Source organism: Serratia sp. H1w (genome assembly GCF_000633355.1).
Classification (GTDB): Bacteria; Pseudomonadota; Gammaproteobacteria; order Enterobacterales; family Enterobacteriaceae; genus Chania.
Window position 1 is genome coordinate 1 of the sequence record NZ_AYMQ01000205.1, and the last position, 1,509, is coordinate 1,509.

Annotated in this window: 1 protein-coding gene; it reads right to left on the reverse strand. The window is 58.1% G+C overall.

Annotated elements, in window-relative coordinates; all coding sequences use genetic code 11:
• Nucleotides 1–1,509: hypothetical protein (locus tag U869_RS0128755; protein ID WP_029988552.1), on the reverse strand; the 1,509-nt coding region annotated here is incomplete at both ends.

Below are 1,509 nucleotides of genomic sequence, written 5' to 3' on the forward strand. Positions count from 1 at the left end.
GTACCCACAGTGGCTTGGTGCTGCGCACTTCGCGTGTCAGGTTGCCAAACTCGTCATACTCAAACCGCACATCACCTTTCTGCTTCAGCAGGTTGCCACGGACTTTCGTCCCGAGTGAGGCTGTGCCGTTCCCCAACACGTTACCCGCCGCATCGTGCGTAAACTGCTCACTAATACCCCGCCAGCGCAATGCCTGCGGCAAGGTGTCTGGATAGGCTATAGGGTGATGCAGCGCTTCTGTCAGGCGATGTTGCTTATCGTAGCGGTATTCCCGGTTGCCTTTATGCGGGTCGAGGATCTGCGTCAGGTTGCCTGCCGGGTCGTACTCGTAGCGGCGCTGCATTACCGGTGACACACCCGGAGCATCACCTTCCATTTCTGCCTGCACTACGGCGGTGGCCCGCTGATGGCTAAGGCGTTGCCTCCCGTCATAATCAAACTCGCTCACCACCTCGCCGGTGATGCGTCGGATTTCCTGCTCACCGCGATACTGGTGATCACTCAGCACCTGGCCATTGAGCGCAATACGTGAGACCTGCCCTTGCTGGTACTGGTAGGCCAGAATATTGCCGTCGGGCAGGCAGTGGCGTGTCAGGTTGCCCGCGCTGTCATACGCATAAAACAGGCTGGCAAAACCCTGATACTCTTCCGTTAACCGCCCGATCTCATCGTAACCGTAGGCCAGCGGCCACTGCCCATCGTCCACCAGCCGCAGGCGGTTAAAGCTGTCATAGCCGTAGTTGACTTCCTTGCCGTCTGGCAACACCTTGCGAACCAGTCTCCCGGCAGCATCCCGCTCATAGCGGGTGATTAGCGCGGTCTGTTCACTCTGGCTGGTGCCGTACTCGGTGCGCTGGCTCAGGTGCCCGTTCAGGTCGTACTCATAGAAGAAGTGGCGTCCGTCAATGGTGTGTTCTTCACTCACCAGGCCATTGGGGTGATAGGCCAACCGATGGTGTTCGCCGTTCTGATTGATGATGTCGCTGACGAAGTTCTTCGGGTTGTCATAGCGGTATTCCACCTGGCTGAGGTCAGGGTAAATGATCCGGCTCACCAAATGGGAATTTGGATGGTATTCGTATTGGGTGGTGAGCCCCTTTTCGTCACGCTCGCTGGTCACCTTGCCGTAGGCGTTATAGCGGTACTGCCGCACCGTGCCGTCCGGTGAGTGAATGGCTTCCAGCCGGTTGGCGGCGTTCCAGGTATAACGGGTACCGTTGACTCCGGCGTCGTCCAGCGGACTGTCACTGTGCCGGATCACCTGTCCCAGCAGGTTGTAGCGATAATAGTGGGTCAGCCCGTTACGCTGATGGTGCTCCAACACCTGGCCAAAAGCATCGCGGACAAAGCGTTCACGGCTGCCATCCGGGTATTGCACCTCGTTGAGTGCCCCTTGCGCAGACCACCGATAGTGGCAGGTATTACCCAACGCGTCGGTTTCTTCCGTCAGGTTGCCCTGCGTATCGTAGCGATAGCGCTCACGGACTTTGTCCTCTCTATCTAGGCTCC